The 21,221-nt window shown below is 57.1% G+C and carries 16 protein-coding genes and 1 tRNA gene; 14 read left to right on the top strand and 3 right to left on the bottom strand.

Translation table 11 applies throughout. The features are described from left to right. Positions 1 to 206: 206 nt before the first annotated feature. From serC to GTQ55_RS10705, 13 genes are all read left to right on the top strand, one after another. Positions 207 to 1,286: a 3-phosphoserine/phosphohydroxythreonine transaminase gene (gene serC, locus GTQ55_RS10765; protein WP_161858728.1), complete on the top strand. Its 1,080-nt coding sequence runs from the start codon at positions 207 to 209 to the stop codon at positions 1,284 to 1,286. Between the two features lie 34 nt (positions 1,287 to 1,320). Beyond that, positions 1,321 to 2,424, top strand: coding sequence for a prephenate dehydratase (gene pheA, locus GTQ55_RS10760; protein ID WP_161858727.1), 1,104 nt, complete (start codon positions 1,321 to 1,323; stop codon positions 2,422 to 2,424). Further along, the gene (locus GTQ55_RS10755; RefSeq protein WP_161858726.1) at positions 2,425 to 4,698 is read left to right on the top strand and encodes a bifunctional prephenate dehydrogenase/3-phosphoshikimate 1-carboxyvinyltransferase; all 2,274 of its coding nucleotides are present in this window, start codon (positions 2,425 to 2,427) and stop codon (positions 4,696 to 4,698) included. It abuts the gene before it with no gap. A 56-nt stretch (positions 4,699 to 4,754) separates the two neighbouring features. After that, complete coding sequence (gene cmk, locus GTQ55_RS10750; RefSeq protein WP_161858725.1) at positions 4,755 to 5,465, top strand: (d)CMP kinase; 711 nt, start codon at positions 4,755 to 4,757, stop codon at positions 5,463 to 5,465. Between the two features lie 220 nt (positions 5,466 to 5,685). Then, on the top strand, positions 5,686 to 7,365 hold the full coding sequence (gene rpsA / locus GTQ55_RS10745; protein WP_161858724.1) for a 30S ribosomal protein S1: 1,680 nt from the start codon (positions 5,686 to 5,688) through the stop codon (positions 7,363 to 7,365). Between the two features lie 140 nt (positions 7,366 to 7,505). Further along, positions 7,506 to 7,814, top strand: a complete 309-nt coding sequence (gene ihfB / locus GTQ55_RS10740) for an integration host factor subunit beta (RefSeq protein WP_161858723.1) — start codon at positions 7,506 to 7,508, stop codon at positions 7,812 to 7,814. A gap of 77 nt (positions 7,815 to 7,891) precedes the next feature. Continuing rightward, positions 7,892 to 8,200, top strand: a complete 309-nt coding sequence (locus GTQ55_RS10735) for a lipopolysaccharide assembly protein LapA domain-containing protein (protein WP_237567650.1) — start codon at positions 7,892 to 7,894, stop codon at positions 8,198 to 8,200. Beyond that, positions 8,160 to 9,392, top strand: a complete 1,233-nt coding sequence (gene lapB / locus GTQ55_RS10730) for a lipopolysaccharide assembly protein LapB (protein WP_237567649.1) — start codon at positions 8,160 to 8,162, stop codon at positions 9,390 to 9,392. Before GTQ55_RS10735 ends, lapB begins: the two co-directional genes overlap by 41 nt. 122 nt (positions 9,393 to 9,514) lie before the next feature. After that, on the top strand, positions 9,515 to 10,162 hold the full coding sequence (gene pyrF, locus GTQ55_RS10725; protein WP_237567924.1) for an orotidine-5'-phosphate decarboxylase: 648 nt from the start codon (positions 9,515 to 9,517) through the stop codon (positions 10,160 to 10,162). 160 nt (positions 10,163 to 10,322) lie between these two features. Beyond that, positions 10,323 to 10,619 (top strand): ComEA family DNA-binding protein, encoded by a 297-nt coding sequence (locus GTQ55_RS10720; protein WP_161858720.1) that lies wholly within the window; start codon positions 10,323 to 10,325, stop codon positions 10,617 to 10,619. Positions 10,620 to 10,709: 90 nt separating this feature from the next. After that, positions 10,710 to 11,642, top strand: a complete 933-nt coding sequence (locus tag GTQ55_RS10715) for an NAD-dependent epimerase/dehydratase family protein (RefSeq protein ID WP_161858719.1) — start codon at positions 10,710 to 10,712, stop codon at positions 11,640 to 11,642. Then, positions 11,643 to 12,536 carry an MraY family glycosyltransferase gene (locus GTQ55_RS10710; RefSeq protein ID WP_161858718.1) on the top strand — a complete coding sequence of 298 codons (894 nt, stop codon included), beginning with the start codon at positions 11,643 to 11,645 and terminating at the stop codon, positions 12,534 to 12,536. A 47-nt stretch (positions 12,537 to 12,583) separates the two neighbouring features. Next, on the top strand, positions 12,584 to 14,638 hold the full coding sequence (locus tag GTQ55_RS10705; protein WP_237567648.1) for a polysaccharide biosynthesis protein: 2,055 nt from the start codon (positions 12,584 to 12,586) through the stop codon (positions 14,636 to 14,638). A 128-nt stretch (positions 14,639 to 14,766) separates the two neighbouring features. On the opposite strand, the gene GTQ55_RS10700 is transcribed toward GTQ55_RS10705, so the two are convergent. Further along, positions 14,767 to 14,842, bottom strand: a tRNA-Asn gene (locus GTQ55_RS10700). 240 nt (positions 14,843 to 15,082) lie between these two features. On the opposite strand from GTQ55_RS10700, the gene uvrB reads away from it, so the two are divergent. Then, entirely contained in the window at positions 15,083 to 17,092 is a 2,010-nt protein-coding gene (gene uvrB, locus GTQ55_RS10695; protein WP_161858717.1) for an excinuclease ABC subunit UvrB, read from the top strand. 17 nt (positions 17,093 to 17,109) lie between these two features. Here uvrB and GTQ55_RS10690 read toward each other — a convergent pair whose 3' ends face one another. Next, positions 17,110 to 19,338 (bottom strand): tetratricopeptide repeat protein, encoded by a 2,229-nt coding sequence (locus GTQ55_RS10690; protein WP_161858716.1) that lies wholly within the window; start codon positions 19,336 to 19,338, stop codon positions 17,110 to 17,112. Continuing rightward, positions 19,289 to 21,193: an NAD-binding protein gene (locus GTQ55_RS10685; protein WP_161858715.1), complete on the bottom strand. Its 1,905-nt coding sequence runs from the start codon at positions 21,191 to 21,193 to the stop codon at positions 19,289 to 19,291. The genes GTQ55_RS10690 and GTQ55_RS10685 overlap by 50 nt, the downstream gene beginning before the upstream one ends. Positions 21,194 to 21,221: the final 28 nt, after the last annotated feature.

Here is a 21,221-nt window from a genome sequence, read left to right as displayed (position 1 = left end):
TTGTTGGGCGCAAATTCCGCCCGGGCGAAAGGCTTGTAACTCAGCTGGCCAAATTTGACGGCTGGGACTTTCGGAAATGCGGAATCTTTCGAATTTTTAATTCAGAGCGCCTCTGGGAACCCTGGCGAACGCCTGCCAGTCAGGCATTGGAGTGCAGGGTTGCCGGTGCTGCTCGCAAATTTGTTTTCTTCTGTGGAAGTGCATTGATGAGGAAGTTTAATTTCTGTGCGGGACCAGCGGCGTTACCGGAACCGGTATTGCGGCAGGCTCAGGAAGAGTTGTTGGATTGGCAGGGCGTTGGTTGCTCGGTTATGGAGGTCAGCCACCGCTCGCCAGAATTTACCACGGTGGCCGAAGAGGCCGAGCAGGACTTGCGGGATCTGTTGTGTATTCCTGACAACTACAAGGTGCTGTTTTTGCAGGGGGGCGCTACCGGTCAGTTCAGTGCCATTCCGTGGAACCTGTTTGGTGCGGGCAGCAAGAGCGCTGACTATATACACACCGGCCAGTGGGCTGAAAAGGCCATCAAGGAAGCGGGTCGCTTTGGAGAGGTGAATGTTGTGGCCTCCTCCGAAGACCGTAATTTTTCCTACGCGCCCGCTGCGGATGCCTGGCGGGAGAGCAAGGATGCGGCGTATTTCCACTATACGCCCAACGAGACCATTGGTGGCGTGGAGTTTCCGTATATCCCTGAAGTGAACAGTCCGCTGGTTGCGGATATGTCGTCAACGATTCTGTCGCAGCCGATCCCGGTAGAAAAATACGGCTTCATCTATGCGGGCGCGCAGAAAAATATTGGCCCCTCCGGTATCGCGGTAGGAATTGTGCGGGACGATCTGCTGGACCGCTCGCTACCGGATATTCCGCGCAGTCTTAGCTGGAAAGTAGCCGCGGAAGGGCAGTCCATGGACAACACGCCGCCCACCTTTGCCTGGTACCTGTCCGGGCTGGTGTTTAAATGGTTGAAAGCCCAGGGGGGTGTTGAGGCAATGGCGGCACTCAGTCAGAAGAAGTCGCAAATGCTGTACGACTTTCTTGATCGCAGTGACTTCTACTCCAGCCCGGTGGCGGTCGAGAGTCGTTCGCGCATGAACGTGCCTTTTGTGCTGGCGGACGACAGTCTGGACAAGCTGTTCCTGAAAGAATCCGAGGAAGCGGGCCTGCTGGCGCTCAAGGGGCATCGCTCGGTAGGCGGTATGCGTGCCTCCCTGTACAACGCGGTTCCGTTGGAAGCAGTGGAAGCGCTGGTGTCCTTTATGGCGGACTTCGAGCAGCGCAACGGTTAATTCGATTACAGATTCAAGTACTTAGGCGAAAGTTATGTCTGAACAAAAGCCGCCGCAAGATGAGCGTTTGCTCGAGCTGCGCGATCGCATTGACGGTATCGACAGCGAAATTGCACGACTGATTTCCGAGCGTGCCAACTGCGCGCTGGAAGTGGCAGAAGTGAAAAAGCGTAACGGTGAGGATGCACTGTATTACCGGCCCGAGCGTGAGGCGCAGGTGCTGCGTCGGGCCATGGAGCGCAATCCGGGACCGCTGACCGGTGAAGAAATGGCGCGTTTGTTCCGCGAAATCATGTCGGCCTGCCTGGCCCTGGAAGAGCCGATCAAAGTGGCTTATCTCGGCCCGGAGGGGACCTTCACCCAGCAGGCGGCCCTGAAGCACTTCGGCCACTCGGCGGTTTCCAAACCCCTGGCGGCCATTGATGAAGTGTTCCGTGAAGTGGAAGCCGGTGCGGTGAATTATGGTGTGGTCCCGGTGGAAAACTCCACCGAGGGGGTGGTCAATCACACCCTGGACAATTTCATGACGTCCAATCTGCAGATCTGTGGTGAGGTGGAGTTGCGGATTCACCAGCACCTGATGATTTCAGATATCACACGCCAAGAGTCCATTACGCGTATTTATTCCCATGCCCAGAGTCTTGCGCAGTGTCGCAAATGGCTGGATTCCTATTACCCCAATGTTGAGCGGATTGCCGTTGCCAGTAATGCGGAAGCGGCCAAGCGTGTAAAAGGCGAGTGGAATGCGGCGGCCATTGCTGGTGATATGGCGGCAGAACTGTACGGACTGAAAGTCCTCAACGAAAAAATTGAAGACCGCCCGGATAACTCCACCCGCTTCCTGATCATCGGCTCCCAGGCGGTGCCAGCGAGCGGCGATGACAAGACCTCGCTGATGGTTTCCATGCGCAATGAACCGGGTGCATTGCATGACCTGCTGGTGCCGTTCCAGAATCACAAAATAGACCTGACCCGGGTGGAAACCCGACCGGCGCAGAGCGGCAACTGGACCTACGTTTTCTTTATCGATTTTGTCGGCCATCGCGACAGTGACAATGTGGCGGCGGCGCTCAAGGATGTTGGCGCCTGCGCATCGGATATGAAAGTACTGGGCTCTTACCCGCGCGGAGTACTGTAAATGTCGCAGGAGCGGAAGCAAGTTGGGCAGGATGCCTCGGGCGGTGTGATCGGCCGGCTGGTCGTTGTGGGGATCGGCCTGATTGGCGGAAGCCTCGCACTTGGCCTCAAGGCTGCCAGTGGCTGTCGCGAAGTGATCGGTGTGGCACGCCGGGCGCAAACCTGTGAGCAGGCGGTGGCGCTCGGAGTGGTTGATCGCGCAGTCACGGATGTCGGTGCAATACTGCCGGAGCTGGAAGCGGGGGATGTGATCTTTGTGTCTGTTCCCACCCTTGCGGTGGAGGCCGTGTTCGCACAACTGAAGGACGGCATCCCGGAAGGCGTTACGGTTACGGATGGTGCCAGCGTAAAAGGCAGTGTGATTGCTGCAGCAAGAAATGTCTGGGGTCAGGTGCCACCGTTCCTGGTGCCGGGCCACCCGATTGCCGGATCTGAACAGAGTGGCGTTACTGCGGCGCGCGACGATCTCTATATTGCCCACCGCATTATCCTGACGCCGGATGAAAATACCGGTGCGGAACATGCCGGGCGCATTCAGGCCATGTGGGAAGCTGTCGGCGCCGAGGTGCTGAATATGCCGGTGGCGGAGCACGATGAGGTGCTCGCGGCCACCAGTCATCTACCCCATGTCATTGCTTTCGGTCTCGTCGATACTCTGGCGCACGACGCGGAGAACGAAAACATCTTTAGGTATGCTGCGGGCGGCTTTCGGGACTTTACCCGTATCGCCTCCAGCGATCCGGTGATGTGGCGGGATATCATGCTCGCCAACCGGGATGCGATTTTAAAATCCATCGATCTCTACACCTCCAATCTGGGCTCCCTGCGCAGTGCCATTGCCAGCGGCGACAGCGAACACCTGATGGGAGTATTTACCCGGGCCAAGGCGGCGCGGGATCACTTCACGAAAATGCTGGCCAAAAAAGCGTATACGGAAACTATGGAAGCGAAGGAAGTAACTTTTGTCGCCCAGCCGGGCGGTGCTGTGAATGGCGATCTCCGGGTCCCGGGTGATAAATCCATGTCTCACCGCTCGATCATGCTGGGCTCTCTGGCTGAAGGTGTTACCGAGGTGGAAGGATTTCTGGAGGGGGAGGACGCACTGGCGACCCTGCAATCTTTCCGCGATATGGGCGTGGTGATCGAGGGGCCGGTTGGCGGTCGTGTCACCATTCACGGCGTCGGTATGCACGGGCTGCAAGCACCTCCGGGCCCTTTATATGTTGGAAACTCCGGTACTTCCATGCGGCTGCTCGCCGGCCTGCTGGCCGGGCAGAAGTTCGATACGGTGCTCACCGGTGACGAGTCCCTGTCAAAGCGCCCGATGAATCGCGTGGCGAACCCGTTGCGGGAGATGGGCGCGAGTGTGGAAACCGGGGAGGGCGGCCGCCCGCCGCTCAAGATCAACGGAGGCCAGCAGCTGAAGGCGATTGATTACACACTGCCCATGGCCAGTGCCCAGGTAAAATCCTGCGTTTTGCTGGCGGGCCTGTATGCGGATGGGGAAACCAGTACAACCGAACCGGCGCCGACGCGCGATCACACCGAGCGTATGCTGTCCGGGTTTGGCTATGAGGTGCAGCGCGACGGGCCGCGAGCCAGCCTCAAGGGTGGCGGTACGCTCGCGGCCTGCCATATCGATGTACCTGCGGATATATCTTCCGCCACCTTCTTTATGGTTGCTGCGTCAATCGCGCCCGGTTCCGACGTGTTGCTGCAGCATGTCGGTATTAACCCGACCCGCGATGGCGCCATCAATATCCTGCGCGAAATGGGAGCCGACATTACCCTTGAGAATCGCCGCGAGGTGGGTGGTGAGCCGGTGGCTGATATCCGGGTGCGTTACGCGCCGCTGAAAGGTATCAGGATTCCGGAAGATCAGGTGCCTTTGGCGATTGACGAGTTTCCGGCGATTTTCGTCGCTGCATCCTGCGCGGAAGGTGAGACTGTGCTCACGGGCGCCGAAGAGCTTCGAGTCAAGGAGAGCGACCGCATTCAGGCCATGGCCGATGGTCTCAAGATCCTGGGCGTGGATGCAGAGCCGACGCCGGACGGCATTGTGATCCAGGGTAAGGGTGGTCGCGATCAAGGCGCGGTATTTGGTGGTGGCGAAGTGGATAGCCTTGGTGATCACCGGATCGCCATGTCATTCGCGGTGGCGGCCTTGCGCGCGGGCGCGGACATCCACATCCGGCACTGCGCCAATGTGGCCACTTCCTTTCCCAACTTCGCCGAACTGGCGACCGCTGCCGGGATGAAACTGGTGGTGCGCTGAGCGCTTCACCATCCTATTACCGGCAATCAACAGAACTAACGTAGTACTGATTAGTTATGACGCAAGCTATAACGCACGCAGCCAGCCCTGAAGCCGGCAAGGCCCCGGTGGTCACCATTGACGGTCCCAGTGGCTCGGGTAAAGGCACTATCGCCAAGCTGCTGGCCGACAAGCTCGGCTACGCTTTGCTGGACTCTGGTGCACTTTACCGGCTCACCGCTCTGGCAGCGCTCAATGCGGACGTCGACCTGGCGGACGAGGCGCGCCTGGCGGAAATCGCCGGCAATCTGGATATCCGCTTTGCGGTGGCCAATGGTGAGGTTGCCGCCGTACTGGAGGGTAAGGATGTGAGCCGGGATATCCGTATGGAGCGTGTGAGTATGGCGGCGTCGAAGGTAGCGGCGATTCCCGCGGTGCGCGAAGCGCTGCTGCAGCGCCAGCGAGACTTTCGTTCACCTCCCGGGCTGGTGGCCGACGGGCGGGATATGGGTACCACGGTCTTTCCTGACGCCCCGGTCAAGATCTTCCTGACGGCCAGTGCGGAAGAGCGCGCCCAGCGGCGCTTTGATCAGTTGCAGCGTAGGGGGGTTTCTGTTAGCCTCCGCGACCTGCTGGAGGACATCCGCGCCCGGGACGACCGGGATATGAACCGCACAGCCTCCCCACTGGCACCGGCAGAAGACGCCGTAGTGCTGGATAGCACGGACATTGGTATTAACGATGTTCTGCAAAAAGTGCTCGACCTGGTACATGAACGTATCCAGTGAGCCAGACTGACAACAGAATTCCAGAGTACGGGCACCAGAGACCCGTTTATCAGGATCAGTCTCTACAATCAGTTTTCTAACGACAGCGGCCGGGATCAGCCAGAATTGCCCGGCCGCTGTCGTAATCTAACCCGCGTACTGGCAGCGCGGCAGGGTCTGAGCTGAAGATCGACTACTTTACAGTCATCCACGGCCGGGCCTACCCATATAGGTATGAGTAATGACCGAGAACTTTGCTGAGTTATTTGAAGAGAGCTTGAAGAGTGTTGAGATGGCGCCTGGCGCTATCGTGACCGGTTTGGTTATCGACATCGATAAAGACTGGGTAACCGTACACGCGGGCCTGAAGTCTGAAGGTGTTATTCCGGCAGAGCAGTTCAAAAACGAAAAAGGCGAAGTCGATCTGCAGATCGGCGACGAAGTACAGGTTGCTCTGGAAGCCGTAGAAGATGGCTTCGGTGAAACCCGTCTGTCCCGCGAAAAAGCCAAGCGCGCTGAAGCTTGGAAAATCCTCGACGCTGCACACGCTGCAGACGAAGTGGTTAAGGGTGTTATCAGTGGCAAGGTTAAAGGTGGCTTCACCGTTGACGTGGCCAACATCCGCGCATTCCTGCCTGGCTCTCTGGTAGACGTTCGTCCGGTTCGCGACACCGCGCACCTGGAAGGCAAAGAGCTCGACTTCAAAGTGATCAAGCTGGACGCGAAGCGCAACAACGTTGTGGTTTCCCGTCGCGCTGTGATGGAAGCTGCGAACAGCGAAGAGCGCGAAGCGCTGCTGGCCAGCCTGCAAGAAGGTATGGCGATCAAGGGTATCGTGAAGAACCTGACCGACTACGGCGCGTTCGTAGATCTGGGCGGTATCGACGGCCTGCTGCACATCACCGACATGGCGTGGAAGCGCATCAAGCACCCGAGCGAGATTGTGAACGTTGGCGACGAAATCGAAGTCAAGGTTCTGAAGTTCGACCGCGAGCGCAGCCGTGTATCCCTGGGCCTCAAGCAGCTGGGCGAGGATCCCTGGGTATCCATCAAGCAGCGTTACCCGGAAAACAGCCGCGTGAAGGCGGTTGTAACCAACCTGACCGACTACGGCTGTTTCGCCGAGCTGGAAGAAGGTGTGGAAGGTCTGGTGCACGTTTCCGAAATGGATTGGACCAACAAGAACATTCACCCGTCCAAAGTTGTCAATGTTGGCGACGAAGTCGAGGTAATGATTCTGGATATCGACGAAGAGCGTCGTCGTATCTCCCTGGGTATCAAGCAGTGCCAGGAAAATCCGTGGGATGCCTTCGCGCGTAAATTCGCTAAAGGCGACAAGATCTCCGGTAAGATCAAGTCCATCACTGACTTCGGTATCTTCATCGGTCTGGACGGCGCCATCGACGGTCTGGTTCACCTGTCCGACATCTCCTGGAACGAAGCTGGCGAAGAAGCCGTACGCAAGTTCAAGAAAGGTGACGAGCTGGAAACCGTTATCCTGGGTATCGACTCCGATCGCGAGCGTATCTCCCTGGGTATCAAGCAGCTGGAGTCCGATCCGTTCTCCGACTACGTTGCTACCAACGATCGCGGCAGCATCGTAATGGGTACCATCAAAGAAGTGGATGCCAAGCAGGCCATCATCACTCTGGCGGACGAAGTAGAAGGCGTACTGCGCGCTTCTGAAATCAGCCGCGACCGTGTTGAAGACGCCCGCAACGCCCTGAAAGAAGGCGAAGAGATCGAGACCAAGATCACCAGCGTGGATCGCAAGAACCGCGTGATCAGCCTCTCTATCAAAGCCAAGGATCAGGACGACGAGAAGCAGGCCATCAAGGATCACACCAAGAAGCAGGCTGAGCAGGTTCAGCCGGCGACTATCGGTGACCTGATCAAGGCCCAGATGAATAACAAAGACTGATAAGTTCTTGTTATCAAAAGCCTCAATTCCATGAGTTGAGGCTATGCGAAAGCCGGACTGGGGTTGCCCAGTCCGGCTTTCTATTAGATGATTGCCGCTATTCCAGAATAATCAATGACTTAGAAAGGATTGCGGACTGCATGACCAAATCTGAACTGATCGAGAAGATTGCTCTGAGGTTGGATCAGCTGCCGGTTAAGGATGTGGAGCTGGCGGTCAAAGTCATGCTGGACACCATGTCGGGTGTTCTGGCTGAAGGGGAGCGGATAGAGATCCGCGGATTCGGGAGTTTTTCCCTCCATTACCGCGCGCCGAGAACGGGCCGTAACCCCAAAACGGGGGATTCCGTTGAGTTGGCGGGCAAGTACGTGCCTCACTTCAAACCGGGGAAAGAGCTCAGGGACAGGGTCAATCAGCAACTGCACCGCGACACCTTTGAAAACGCGTAATTGCCGAGCTGATTGCGGTGGGCTAACACTGTAACGGACTTATAGATTTTTCACTCCTTCCGGAGCCGGAGGTTCAATTGTCATTTCTGCGCTGGATATCCCGATTGCTGCTTGGCATCCTCGCTCTCGCCTGCATAGGACTTGGTGTCTATTTTGCGGTCGATAACCCCGAGAGTATTACGCCGAGATTCGCCGGGTTTGACCTTTTTCCCGGGAGCGTCGGTTTCTGGTTGATCGGGTTCTTGCTGATCGGCGCATTGCTCGGCTTTCTGGCGAGCCTGTTACCCTATTGGACGGAGCGGCGTCGGGTGAAAGGCCTCGAGCGTCAGCTATTGCGTACTGAGCGTGAACTTCAGACGGTTCGCCGCCAGGTTGCCGGAGAATGAGTTGAGCGACCTGACGTTTTTCATTTTTATTTTTGCGGCCATCGCCATCGGTTGGTACCTCGGGCGAAAGAGTGGCAAGAAGAAAGGCGCAAAGAATAATCAGCACCAGGCGCTGGCGCAGTCCTATGCGCAGGGCCTCAATTATCTGCTCAGTGAGCGCCACAACGACGCCATTGAGAAGTTTATCGATGCGCTGGAAGTCAGCAGCGCCACCTTCGAGACCCACCTTGCACTTGGCAATTTGCTGCGTAAACGCGGTGAGCATGACCAGGCCATCCGGGTGCACCAGAATCTACTGGCACGGCCCAGCCTGAATCGAATCAGCCAGCAGAAGGCTCAGCTGGAACTGGCGCGGGATTACATTGCCGCCGGTTGGCTGGATAGGGCAGAGCGCTTGCTGCAGGAGCTGGTAGAAACCTCATCCGAGTTACGCAGCACCAGCCTTGAATACCTGGTGGAGGTATATCGGGACGAGCGGGAGTGGGCAAAAGCCATTCACGCAGTGAACCTGCTGCACGGGCGTCGGTTCAAGCGGCTGCCGGAAGAGTGGGCGCCAATCCAGGCGCATTTCTGCTGCGAGCTGGCGGAAGAGGCCATCAACGGCAAGGATTACCTCAGTGCGCGCAAGCATATTGATGCGGCACTCGGGTACGACCGCCAGTCGGTACGTGCAAACCTGTTGATGGGGCGGCTCGAATACCTGCTGGGGCGGCCGCAAGAGGCGATAAAGGTCCTCGAGCGTGTGCCAAAGCAGAGCCCGGATTACATCCCCGAAATACTCGAGTTACTGATTACCTGTTACGAGGCGTTGGGCGATGAAAGCGGCCTGGAGGCCTACCTTGCGCGGCTGCTCAAGGAACACCCCTCCAACAGCGTTCTTATCGCGTTAACCGAGCGTATCCACCAGCAACAAAGCGAGGCGGATGCTGCCGCTTTTATCGGCAAGCAGTTGGCGATGCGGCCATCTCTACGCGGTCTGGGACATTTTCTTAACCTGCATGTAGACAGTACCCAGGGCCGAGCCCGCGAAAACCTGTTTTTGCTCAAAAACCTGATTGACCAGCTGATTGCCAGCCGTCCCCATTACCGCTGCAACAACTGCGGTTTTTCTGGCAACCAGTTGCACTGGCTCTGTCCCAGCTGCAAACGGTGGGACAGTGTCCGTTCGGTAAAAGGTATCGAGGGCGAATAGTCGCCGGCTCCGCGTGCTGTCCTGTTTATTTGTTTTCAACTTCGAGGTGTTCATTGGCTGACTCTGTATCTTCCCCGGTAATCGTGGCGCTGGATTACGACAACGCAGAAGCTGCGCTGGCTATGGCTGCACAGCTGGATCCAGCGGTCTGTCGTGTCAAAGTGGGTAAAGAGCTATTTACCATTGCTGGCCCGGACCTGGTGCGCAAGTTGGTAGAGGCGGGATTTGATGTATTTCTGGACCTGAAGTTTCACGATATTCCCAACACGGTCGCCGCTGCAGTTCGGGCCGCTGCCAGGCTTGGCGTATGGATGGTTAACGTTCACGCCAGTGGTGGTGAGCGGATGATGGCGGCTGCGGCCGAAGCATTGGCGCCGTTAGGAGAAAAACGTCCACTTCTTATCGGGGTCACGGTGCTGACGAGTACAGCGGAAGAGGAACTCGCCCCGGTAGGAGTTACTCGTCCACTGAAAGAGCAGGTGGTTGCACTTGCTGAGTTGGCAAAAAAGAATGGTCTCGACGGTGTGGTATGTTCTGCGCAGGAAGCGAAGTTGCTAAAAGCCGCCTGTGGTGCGGAATTCTCACTGGTTACTCCCGGTATTCGCCCGGTGGGCTCCGCGGCTGGCGACCAGAGAAGGATCGTCACGCCGGTGGATGCATTGCGCAATGGTTCCGATTACCTGGTGATTGGTCGTCCTATTACGGGCGCCGAAGATCCCGCTGCAGCGCTACAGGCTATTGTCGCTGATATCGATAATATGGCTGGATAAAACAGCCGTGCCAGTTTGAGACCGGCTGTATGCGTATGTAATGTTATGTAATGGCCTATCACTTAAATTAGCGAAGAATGTTGGTAAAGTCCCTAGCGCCTGGGGAGGTTTGCGGTCCCACGGAGTGAAGACCCTTAATAAACCAAAAAAGGATTTTGCTATGAAATTTTTTCGTATTCCGCTGACAGTAGTTTTCGCCGTTTTCCTGATGCTGGCCCATGTACAGTCAGTCAGTGCCGAAGAAGCGGTTGTGCAAGAGCAGGTACAGGTAAATCTCAACACGGCGTCAGCGGAGGAGCTTTCTTCTGCGCTGGAAGGTGTTGGCACCGCGAAGGCCGAACTAATCGTCAAGTTTCGCGAAGCCAATGGGGAATTTTCGAGTGTTGAACAGTTGCTCGAAGTGAAGGGCATAGGTATGGCGACGCTGGAAAAGAACAGGGATCGCATCCAGTTGTAAATTTTCGTGAAAAGGCAGCGCTCCAGCGCTGTCTTTTTTTTGGGGTGTCACTTGTGTGGGCACACAGTTTGGGAGGTTGATATTCGGACGATGCGCTGGGTGGTGATAGGCAGTTCGGGCTATATCGGCTCCGCGTTGTGCCAGTATCTGGTGCAGGCCGGGCTGCCGGTGCTTTCGGTTTCCCGGCGGGAGACTGGTCCCGCGGGTTGCGCGCATTTTCAGATACCAGTGTTCAGCGCGAGTTCGTTTAGCGGTGTGTTCCGGGAAGGCGATATTGTTGTCTATGCCGCAGGGCTGGCATCGGCGCGCGGCTGTCGAAAACGTCCCGAATTGGCAGCCTTGCTGAACAGTACGTTGCCTGATGAATTACTGGTGTTGGCTGACCGGTCTGGCGCGCATCAATTCCTGTATCTCTCCAGTATCAAGGCGAAGCGTGCGCCCGCATACGAAGTCGCGTCGGAAGATAGCGGTGAGCCAGCCACGGATGTTTATGGTGGCAGTAAATGGGAAGCCGAGAAGTTGCTCCTGTCGCGTGCCTGCTCAACCCGCATCAATATTTTGCGCCCGGCAGCTGTCTATGGAGCTTGCAGCGAAGCCGCAGACAGCGCCGGTACGCGACTGCATAAGCGCGCCTTTCTGTGGAAGGCCCGACTGCGAGCGTGGTGCAACTGGGTATCTGTCGTCCCGTGCACGGGGTTTCGTAGCTTTGTAGCGCTCGAAGATTTACTTTCGGCGATCGTGCGTGTGGGAGAGTCTCCGTGTAATGGTGAAACGTTTATTATTGCGGAACCGGGCTATTACAACCTGGCGGCAATCAGCACAGCGGCCAGTGGTCGGCGTATAAGAAATAGTCAGCTCCTTACCTGGCTGGCCTTGTTCCCATTTAGGCTTTTGTCTGTTTTTGGGGTAGAGACAGGTGTCCTGGAGGTGGAACGGAGTGAGCTTTATAGTGCGCAGCGCCTGAAATCGAGGCTCAAGTGGCAGCCACAGCGGCGCTACAGTCAATTTTTGGGGGAAGGCTAAATGGGGGCGGTACTGGATTCCTGGTTGGTCCCTTTGGTCGCTGCGTGTGCCGTCACGGTGTCCGCATTGTGGTTGATTCTTTCCCGTCTTCGACAGTTTGCGCTGGACACTCCAAACCATCGGTCGTTGCATGAGGTACCGGTCCCCCGTACCGGTGGCCTGGCAGTGATTGCGGGTGTCGCTTCCGGCCTTATGGTCAGTCAGCTATTCCTCTCACCCGGTATTCTGCTGGCATTTCTCGCGTTGTTTGCCGTGTCACTGATCGATGACCTGCGGCCACTAAGAGCACGAACACGCTTTTTCGTTCAAGTTTTATCCGTTCTGCTAGTGTTGTATACGCTGGCCCCTGAAGTGCCCCACTGGCTTATCTGGGTGCCACTACTTCTGGGTGGCGTGTGGGTGATCAACCTGTACAACTTCATGGATGGGATGGACGGTTTTGCCGGTGGCATGACCGCCATCGGCTTTGCTTCGCTCGGGTTGATAAGTGTACTGAGTGGCGCTGTGGAGTTGGCGGGAATCTGCTTCCTGGTCGCGGGCTGTAGCGTTGTATTTCTGTACTACAATTGGCCTCAGGCGCGTATTTTCCTTGGAGATGCCGGCTCGACGGTTATTGGGTTGGCCGTTTTCTCGGTCAGTATTACAGGGTGGCAGCAGAACGTATTCCACTGGCTGGTACCACTACTCATTTTTTCTCCATTCTGGCTGGACGCAACCGTAACTCTTCTGATCCGGGTTGCACGAGGGGAGCGCTGGTGGGAGGCGCATCGTGAGCACCTGTACCAGCGGATGGCGCTGAGGTTTGGGGTGAAAGTTTCGCTATGTGTTGAGCTGTCCGTGATGCTAAGCACGTCATTGATGGCGGTACTACTGGTAGTATCTGGATTGGTTTAATAGACACAAAGATTCCATTGGAAGGAAGTGATGTCCCTGGGAAGTAAATGGATCACAATGATTCGGTATCGGATCATATTGGGGGAATGGTGAAGCGCTTTTACAAAGCTGCACAAAAAAATTATAAGCCGGTATTGATGCTGTGCTACGACCTCCTGATGCTGACCGCGGCGTTCTTGCTGGCGATGACCATCCGCTTCAATGGGGCTGGCCTTGTCTCCGAACCGGCGATGGCGCTCTGTCTGGGCATGACGCTGGTATCCAGTAGCTTTATCTTCCTGCGCCTGGGATTGTATCGCACGGTCATTCGCTACATGGGCCAGCAGGCCATTGTGGCTGTGCTGCAGGGGGTAACCGCCTCTGCGGTGGTGCTCGCCGTTGCTTCCTACCTTACCTACGCCGGCGTGCCCCGTTCGGTGCCTGTCATCTACTGGTGTTTCGCATTGATTACCGTGGGTGGGTCCCGCTGGTTGGTGCGCATCTATTACCAGATGGCGCTGGAAATTCATAAGACCCGGGTTGCCATCTATGGGGCCGGTACCGCGGGTCTTCAGCTCTACAAAGGCCTGATCCACGGTGAAATGTACAAGACCGTGGCCTTCTTTGACGATAATGCCTCCAAGCAGAACACCCTCATCGATGGTGTTCTGGTTTACAGTCCGGCCAATATTCTCGATGTGATTGCTGAACGGGATATTTCCGAGGTGCTTCTGGCCATGCCCGGCGTTCCCAAGCGTCGTCGCCGTGAGATAACCCGCAGCCTGCGCGAGCGCGGGATTGTCGTAAAAGTGATCCCCGGGATGGAGGAGCTGGTGGACAGCGCGGGCCGAGTCTCCGATGTCTCCCAGATCTATGAAAATATCCTCGGTCGAGCTCCGGTCGAGCCCCAGAAAAAGCTGGTTTCCGCATCAATTGCCGACAAGGTTGTGCTGGTGACCGGGGCTGGCGGTTCCATTGGTTCGGAACTTTGCCGTCAGATCATTCATTGGGGCCCCGCCAAACTGATCATGCTGGAGGCCTCCGAGTTTTCTCTCTACCAGATTGAGCGGGAGCTCCGCCAGCAGCAGCTGGACGAGAACCTTTCCGTGGAGGTGACCCCGCTGCTTGGGGATGTGCGTAATCGCGCGCGGGTTGCCGAGATCATCCAGTCGTTCAATGTGCATACGATCTACCATGCGGCGGCCTACAAGCATGTGCCGCTGGTGGAGCAAAATGTAGTGGTGGGTGCCGAAAATAACGTCCTTGGGACTCTTTCGGTGCTCGAGGCTGCGGAGGCATCAGGAGTTGAGCAGTTTGTCCTCGTATCCACGGACAAGGCGGTGCGGCCGACCAATGTCATGGGGGCGACCAAGCGTCTGGCGGAGCTGATCTGTCAGGATTTCGGACGCCGGTTCGGGCGCACCCGCGTCTGTATGGTGCGGTTTGGTAATGTGCTCGGGTCTTCCGGGTCTGTTATTCCACTGTTTACTGACCAGATCAATGCCGGGGGGCCGGTGACGGTAACCCACCCCAAGGTGACCCGCTTTTTCATGACGATTCCCGAGGCTGCCCAGTTGGTGCTGCAGGCCGGCAGTATGGGACGTAAGGGTGAGGTGTTTGTGCTGGATATGGGGGAGCCGGTCCGCATCCTCGATATTGCCCGTCGCCTGATCCAGATCATGGGGCATACGGTGCGTGACGAGGCAAACCCGGACGGGGATATTGAAATCCAGATTTCAGGGCTACGCCCGGGAGAAAAGCTCTATGAAGAGCTGCTCCTGGGAGACAAGGTGGCCGGTACCGACCATCCTTCGATTATGCGGGCCGAAGAAGAGCGGTTACCTGGCAAGCAGCTTCAGGCGTTTATTAGCGAATTGAAAGACGCCTGTGTAAGGCAGGATGCGGAAAGTGTGCACCGGTTGCTGGTGAAGTCCGTTAAAGACTATTCGCCCAAGCAGCCGCTGGTCGATACCGTTTGGTGCCAGTCAACTGGCGCGGTCGATGGGGTTGCCCAGCTGGCTGCTATAGCGGAGAGTGGGGAAGGTGCCGAGGTCAAGCGGTTGCCTATATCCGGCCGGAGCAGGGTGCGGCAGCGCACAACGGGTGAAATGCCGGAGGTGTAAACCCCGCTGGTGGGTAACTTATATCGATGGCGAGGCCCTGCGTATCCGCGGGGCTTTTTATTGGGGCTTTTTCGAATTGCGAAAAAAAGAAAACCCCGCGACCTTTTCAGGTGCGGGGTTTCGTTATTTGGCTCCGCCTGCTGGGCTCGAACCAGCGACCCAATGATTAACAGTCATTTGCTCTACCAACTGAGCTAAGGCGGAACTGTCTATCTGGCCGGTTGCGTATGTGCTGTCCCGTTCAGATGGCGCGTATCTTATATAGCACCCCGGGGGAGGTCAACCCCTTTTTTCAAAAATAACTCATTGATTTTGCAGTGTTTATTTTCTCGCCGGGCCGGGCTTCATCGTGGCTGATATTTGTCGTGCAGGCGTTCATCCGCCTACAATTTCAGCCTCAAAGGCGCGGGGCCCCGCGCGTGAATCGTTGTTGAGTAGGCACTTATGGAAACGCGACCATTTGAAGTGGTGAGCAAGTACGAGCCGGCGGGTGACCAGCCAGCCGCCATCGAATCCCTGGTGGAGGGCATCGGTGATGGGCTGGCGCACCAGACCCTGCTTGGGGTGACCGGCTCCGGTAAGACGTTCACCATGGCCAATGTCATTGCCCGGGTACAGCGACCCGCCATTGTCATGGCGCACAACAAGACCCTGGCCGCCCAGCTCTACGGCGAGCTCAAGGAGTTCTTTCCACGCAACGCGGTGGAATATTTTGTTTCCTACTACGACTACTACCAGCCGGAAGCCTACGTGCCTTCGTCGGATACGTTCATCGAGAAGGATGCCTCGGTCAACGAGCACATCGAACAGATGCGGCTGTCCGCCACCAAGGCGTTGATTGAGCGCAAGGATGTGATCGTGGTGGCCACGGTATCGGCCATCTACGGCCTGGGGGATCCGGACAAGTACCTGAAGATGGTGCTGCACCTCGATCGTGGCGATATCGTGGATCAGCGGACCATCCTTCGAAGACTGGCGGAACTGCAGTACACCCGCAACGATGCAGATTTTCGTCGCGCCACCTACCGGGTGCGCGGCGATATCATCGATATCTACCCGGCAGATTCGGACCTGGAGGCAGTGCGCCTATCCCTGTTCGATGAAGAAATCGAAGAGATCACCCTGTTTGACCCCCTGACCGGGGAGGTGTTGCACAAGGTCCCGCGCATCACGATATTCCCGAAATCCCACTACGTGACGCCCCGCGAAACTATCGTCAAAGCCATTGACCAGATCAAGGATGAGCTCAAGGCTCGCCTGGAGCAACTGCGCGACAACAACAAGTTGCTGGAAGCACAGCGCCTGGAGCAGCGTACCCGCTACGATCTGGAGATGATGCAGGAGCTCGGTTACTGCAACGGGGTGGAAAACTATTCGCGCTACCTGTCGGGCCGTGACTCAGGGCAGCCGCCTCCCACCCTGTTCGACTACCTGCCTCACGACGCTTTGCTGTTTATCGACGAGAGCCATGTGACCGTACCGCAGATTGGCGGCATGTATCGCGGGGACCGCTCGCGCAAGGAGACACTGGTGGAATACGGTTTCCGCCTGCCGTCTGCACTGGATAACCGCCCACTGAAATTTGAAGAGTGGGAGAGCCTGTCTCCGCAAACCATTTTTGTGTCAGCGACACCGGGCAAGTATGAAGCCGAGCATGCCGGTGCCATTGTTGAGCAGGTGGTTCGCCCCACCGGCCTGGTTGACCCGGAAGTGGAAGTGCGCCCGGCCGCTACCCAGGTCGATGATACCCTGTCAGAAATTCACCGCTGCGTGGCGGCGAAGCAGCGCGTGCTGATTACTGTACTCACCAAGCGCATGGCGGAGGACCTCACCGAGTATCTGGCGGATAACGGTGTGCGCGTGCGCTACCTGCACTCGGATATCGATACCGTCGAGCGGGTGGAAATCATCCGCGACCTGCGTATCGGCGAGTTCGATGTGCTGGTGGGCATCAACCTGCTGCGGGAGGGGCTGGATATGCCCGAGGTGTCCCTGGTGGCGATTTTTGATGCGGATAAAGAAGGCTTCCTGCGCTCGGATCGCTCTCTGATCCAGACCATCGGCCGCGCCGCCCGCAACCTGGAAGGCCGGGCAATCCTGTACGCCGACAAGATCACTGACTCCATGCGGCGCGCGCTGGATGAAACCGAGCGTCGCCGGGAAAAACAGTTGGCGCACAATGCGGAGCACGGAATTACCCCGAAGGGGATTTTCAAAAGCGTCGCCGACATCATGGAGGGGGCCATTGCGCCAGGCGTGCCAGCGCGTGGTAAGCGCAAAGTGGCCGAGAAGGGGGGCGCCTACAAGGCCGATCAAAAGCCACTTACCGATCAACAGCGCTGGGCCAGGATCGAGGAGCTGGAGGAGCAAATGTACCAGCATGCCAAGAATCTGGAATTCGAGGCCGCCGCAAAGATTCGGGACGAAATCGGGCGCCTGAAAGAGCAGGCCTGAATTGCTGAGCCGGGGTGTTATCCGGAGATCGCGAGAAGCGTGCTCTCAAACTCCTTTGCTCGTACTTCGTGGCCGGACCGGTGGAAGTGGTCGATCAGTCGCTGCAGCGATTTGCGCACGTACTGCGCGCGGACCGTGGTGTCCTGGCTTAAGCGTTCGTATGCATGCACCAGGAGGGGCTCTCCCTGCTCAAGGTTGTTGTTTCGACTGAGAATGTCGCCATAGACACTTTCCGAGACCAGGGTGAGCCAGTCCGCTTCTCCCGGCCTCAGCTTTAACTGGTCATAGGTGGTTTGGGCGAGAGCGGTAGCTTCTTCCAGCGCATGTGCACCTGCCAGAGATTCGATCAGGTCAAACCGGGTAACCAGCAGGCTCGGGTGGTCCCAATTGAAATAGCCTTCCTTGATGGCCAGCGACTCACGTAGCAGGGCGACGGATCTGGTGTAATCACCATTTTCGGCGAGCCAGCGGCCAAAGGTGCCTCGGTAGCTCGCAACATCCTTGTGCTGGAGACCCTGCGTGGCAAGCGCGATCTGCAAGGCTTTTTCCACCATCTCCAGTGCCTCTTGTCGGTGCCCGCGGTCGTATAACAGATACGCCAGGTTGTTGTAGGACCGCGCAACTTCAGGGTGTTCCTCTCCGTGGATTTTTTGCTGCTGTAGTAGCGCCTCCCGGTACATGGTTTCCGCCGGCTCCAACCGCTTCTGGTCATGGTTGAGCAGGGCGAGGTTGTTGTAGATTGCCGCCAGGTCGGGGTGCACATCCCCCAGCAGCTCGCGAAACATGGTGAGTGACTCTGTGAATAGCTCTTTAGCTTCTTCCAGCTTGCCCTGCTGGTAGTAGAGCGATGCGAGGTTGTTGAGGTTTTCCGCAAGCTCAGGGTGGATGCTGCCCTGATAAATTTCTCTTCGCAGCGCAAGGGAGCGGGTCAGCATCTGCTCTGCCTGATCGAGGTTGCCGAGATCGAAGTGACTCAGTCCGAGCTCCTCGATGGCATCGGCCACTTTGGCGGATTTGGGACCCAGCAGTTTGACTCTGAGGTCCAGAACATCCATTAACAGCGGCTGGGCGCGTTCATACTGCCCCATGCGGAAGTAAAGCTCAGCCAGTCCCGCATAGCTGTTTGCCAGTGCCTCCTCTGCACCGGAATCGCGCAGTGCTTGTACGGATTCGTTGTAGAGTGCCTCTGCTCTAGGGTAGTCAGCCTGAACGGTAGATACGCGCGCGATACGGTTCAGGCTTTCGGCCAACTCCTTTACTTGGGTGCCTTCCAGCGCGCGGCGATTTTCCAGTGAGGTTTCCAGCAGTGGCATTGCCTGCTGGTAAAGGCCGAGGCTGGTGTAAACCTCGCCGATAGTCCCGGTGAGTGCCGCCTGAATTTCTGGCTGGTTAGCCAGTTCGGTTTCGATCCTGCGCGCGGCCTTGTCGAGGATTTCCCGGGCGGTCACCGTGTTGCCCCGCGCTTCGCTGGGATCTGACACTGAAAACAGCTTTACCAGGAATTCAGTGGTTTGCTGGGCTTTTCCTGCTTCGATTACAGCAATACGGCGCGCAGCCTCCGCCTCGTCGCGGGCGATGATGGCAGCTGCAGCAAGACCAAACGCCACCAGCATACCGGCGACCGATGTGGAGGCGACCAGTGCCATACGTCGTTGGCGCCGCATGGCCTCGCGTTGCCGCAGGTCGTCAAATCCAACAGCGAGCAGCCCGGCAATCAGCTTCAGCTTGGCATTTTCCTTGCCGTCCTTACCGGGGCGGACGTCGCTGGCAATGGGTTCTGCCGGTGTGTCCGACAGGTTGCCATCTTCACCCAGTTGATAGCGCAGCGCCTCAGGAAAGCACTCTGCGGCGGCATTTTCGGCTTGCGAGGATGCATAGGGCTCACCGCCCACAATCAGACAAAAAATCCGCTGCTCCCCGCCCATGCGCTTGAACGTGAGGATTTCATCATCCACCCAGCGCGAGCGGGCGGCCGCGGGAGAGCAGATGGCGATCAGGGCGGACGACTGCGAAAGTGCCTGGTGAATGATATTGCTCAGATCGGTTGCACTGGCCAGCTCGTCCCGGTCGCGAAACACGGGGGAGAGTTTACCCGGGATGGTGCCCGCGGGTGTTTCCTGTCCGACCAGACGCCGGTGCACCACGTAGGTTTCCAAAGCTTTGTGCAGCCACTTCGCCCACTTTTCATCGGCGTGGCTATAACTGATAAACGCCTTGTACTTCGCTTCCGCCAACTTGGGTAACATCGGTCGTTTCCTTTTTCTGGGCAATAGCCTGTCCGAGCATGGCAAGCAACTGGGGAATCTGCAGAATATTGTGGCGATCCTTGTCCCGATCCGACTCCGATAACGCCTCCCACGGTTTCAGGTCCGGGTGCTGCATGCGGGCGTCGTCTCGCTTCGGTCCATAAACGTAGCCGCACAGGTACTTGTCCGCCATCCACCGGCGATGCTCGATTTTTGACAGTAATTCGATGGCTTCATCTGGCAGTGACAGTGGCCGTGGCTCGCCATTTTGCTCGCTTTGCTCGCGACTGAGGCCGACGACGCGCAGCTTGACATCGAGGTGGGCGGCCGCGCGCTGGTTTGCCAGTCGCTTGTGTGGTGGCAGATCCGGCCACTGGGTAATGGAGTGGTTGTCGAGGAAAGTCTGGCCGGCCTGGAGCTGGCTCGAGACGTACGAGTCGTGGATGGCGCGGGCCAGTCTATCGAGCGCATCATTGACGACGATGTCAATGGTAATGGTGTTGTCGAGGGTTTCGAAATACTCAATTGGCCACGCGCTTGGCAGCCGTGTTTTGTCCCTCGAGATCGGGTCGAAATCGTCGTCGATGACATCGGCAATCCAGGTCTGCTGGTTCAGACACACCACAAAATTGAGGTGTGGTAGTGAGGCAACGGTTTGCAGTCGCATCAGACGCTTGGCGACCAGAATACTGTTGACGTCCTCCGTCAGTGCGGAGTAGCACACGCAGAATTGCTGCTCGGACTGAAGCTTGATCCAGTCATCGGGCACTAGACCCATGGGGTTCCGGTAAATAAATTGCAGGTCGACAATTTTTTCGATATTGGGATAACGGTGATAAAAACTTTCCGCGTCCGGGCGGCGATCCTCGTTGCAGATCACGGTGGCTCGCGGCGTGCGGAGGTCTCCGTAATGGGCAGTCAGTGAGAGCTGCAGTAACAATTCCTGGGTAAGAGAGCCGAAGCCCAGAAAGAGCACATTCATCTGCTTGTCCGCAGGCGTATTGGGCCGGTAATAGAGGTCGGGCGCGCACTGGTCGAATATATTTCTTGCCACTGCCTCGCGCCGGTTGAAGATCTTCACCTTGAACCTTTCTTCAATCAGGTTAAAAAAGGGATGCTCCTGAAATAGCTCATAAAGTTCTGGGGAATCCACTTCAATATGGCAGCGGATACCGTCTCGCTTTCGGTCGGATGGCGTTGACGTGGTTTTTGTTTTGCCGGTTTTTCGTGGAGCCCTCACCAGCCGGTGAATATGTTTACCAATAATGATGTTGGTATGCTCATCGCCGGTAAATACAAAAATTTCCCTGGCCAGCGATACCCGGGCGCGCGCGAGCAATGCGGGGTCTATGGCGTTGCCATTGACGACGATAGCGCCGAGACCTTTAAGTTCGGCAACCAGCGGGTTATAGCGATCCTGGTCAATGATGACCACGTCGCTCCTCGTATCCAGGAGGTATTCCCTGGCCAGCCGGAATCCCGTTTCACCAATCCCGATCACCACGATCAGGGGCCTGTTCCTGATCTGCAACATGAACAGGGCAACCTGTTCGCCAACCTGCAGCCAGATCGCCTTTACCGCGGCGTAGATCAGCAGGAATGGGGCGAGTATCCGCGCCAGCTGCAGGTAAAGCGGCCACCCGGGCGTGGCATCCTGGGCGTTGAAAATGAACAGCTTGAACGTGCTGTAAAAAATGTCCCAGTAGGTAAAGCTTCCACCCTGCTCCTCGAAGTGCATTACCTGGTAATACCCGATGCACCCCATTACGAAAGTGATCGTCGTCAATACTACGACGATGGTCCATTCGTGTTTACGGATCCAGTTGCGGAAGCGTTCTCCCTTGTCGTTCGGCATGCCGGTAGCCCTGTTTATCCGCGATTTA

Origin of the sequence: Microbulbifer hydrolyticus (assembly GCF_009931115.1) — a bacterium.
GTDB classification, from domain to species: Bacteria; Pseudomonadota; Gammaproteobacteria; order Pseudomonadales; family Cellvibrionaceae; genus Microbulbifer; species Microbulbifer hydrolyticus.
The sequence above is the reverse complement of the archived record's forward strand: the minus strand, read 5'-3'. Positions and strand labels throughout refer to the sequence as shown.